The following is a 1,692-nucleotide window of genomic DNA, read 5'->3' on the forward strand; positions in this document are numbered from 1 at the left end:
CTGTAGGAGCGATTTAGTAATGTCGCGTTCTGGCCGATTTCAGATGTCGCAAAGTCGCCCAACCCAGGTTCTGGGCTTGGGGTCCGGCCATGGCGACATCAACGGCGACGATCACGATGACGATGCGCGAAGCAGATCGGCTCAAGACGATCCAAGCCGTGGTGGACCGGATGCTGCGAGTTGGCCAGGCCGCGCAGCGGCTGGGAATCAGCCGACGACAGGTTGAGCGGATTGTCCAACGGTACGCAGCTGAAGGTGCTTCCGGCTTGGTGTCGCGCAAGCGCGGTCGCCCCAGCAACCACCAGTTGGCGCCCGGAACTGCGGAGCGCGCGATCACGTTGATCCGGGAGCGCTACGCGGACTTCGGCCCCACCTTGGCGAGCGAGAAGCTTCTCGAGTGTCATGGGCTGGCCGTGGGCAAAGACACGGTTCGCCTGCTCATGACCGCTGCTGGCCTGTGGACGCCGCGCAAGCAGCGGGCCGCCAAGGTGCACCAGCCGCGCAACCGTCGCGCGTGCCTCGGCGAGTTGATCCAGATTGATGGCAGCGACCACGCTTGGTTCGAGGAGCGAGCGCCGGCCTGCACGCTGCTGGTGTTCATCGACGACGCCACCAGCCGGTTGATGCAGCTGCGATTTGTGCCCACCGAATCGAGCTTTGCCTACTTCGAGGCGACCCGTGGCTATCTGGAGGCCCACGGCAAACCCATCGCGTTCTACAGCGACAAGGCAAGCATTTTTCGACCAGTGACTAAGCCGGAGTTCGGCGAGCGTGGGGTCACCCAGTTCGGACGGACCTTGTACGAGTTGAACATCGACATCATGTGCGCCAACACCAGTCAGGCCAAGGGGCGGGTCGAACGCGCCAACCTGACGCTACAGGATCGGCTGGTGAAGGAACTGAGACTGCGCGGCATCAGCACGCTGAAGACGGCCAACGCGTTCGCCCCGCACTTCATCGCCGACTTCAACGGCCGGTTTGCAAAGCCGCCGCGGCGCGACTTCGACGCTCATCGGCCGCTGCGCGCCGACGAAGACCTGGACCTGATCTTCACCTGGCGCGAACAGCGCAAGGTGTCCGTGTCACTGACGTTGAACTATGCGCGAGAAATCTATATGTTGGCGGACACGGCGGGCAACCGGCGGCTGATCCAACGATACATCGACGTCTATGAATATCCCGACGGCCGCATCGAGGTGCGTTCAGGGAAAGGCGCCCTGCCCTATGTGCGCTACGACAAGCTGCCACAGATCGACATTGCGGCCGTCGTGGAGAACAAGCGTTTGAGCCACGCCTTGCGTGCGGCACAAGCTGTTCAGGAGCGGCGAGACGACCGCCGCTGCGCGCCATCTCGAACGAATCAAGGCCAGCTTCCGCGACCCAGGAAGGCAGCACCGGGAGCCGCGCATTCCCGGCAGTTCAACGTCGAAGAGTTTGAGCAGGCATTGCGCAAGGCTTGCAAATCAATGAACCCTTCGCCGAACGCTGCGAACTCAGAGGCGCGTCAACGTGCTCCGAAAGCAACAGCTCGTTCAACGCGGCAAAACTAACCGATCGCTCCGGCCTTCGGCTGACAGGACCTGTGGTGCAGAGGCAAGGCAGTCACGGCGTTCGTCGGAACCCATCAGATGAAGCCAGAAAAGCGACATTTCAACTTAGCCAGGAATGCGACATCTGAACTTGGCCTTGACA

General features: G+C 61.9%; 1 protein-coding gene. It reads left to right on the forward strand.

Translation table 11 applies throughout. The features are described from left to right. Positions 1-116 precede the first annotated feature (116 nt). Positions 117-1,550, forward strand: coding sequence for an ISNCY family transposase (locus AC1DYK_RS35330; protein WP_478158921.1), 1,434 nt, complete (start codon positions 117-119; stop codon positions 1,548-1,550). Positions 1,551-1,692 lie beyond the last annotated feature (142 nt).

Source organism: Variovorax sp. P2_H12, from assembly GCF_056403395.1.

Bases quoted from the DNA above. Each gene is read 5' to 3' on its own strand.
- AC1DYK_RS35330 (WP_478158921.1), top strand. From the start codon at position 117: ATGACGATGCGCGAAGCAGATCGGCTCAAGACGATCCAAGCCGTGGTG.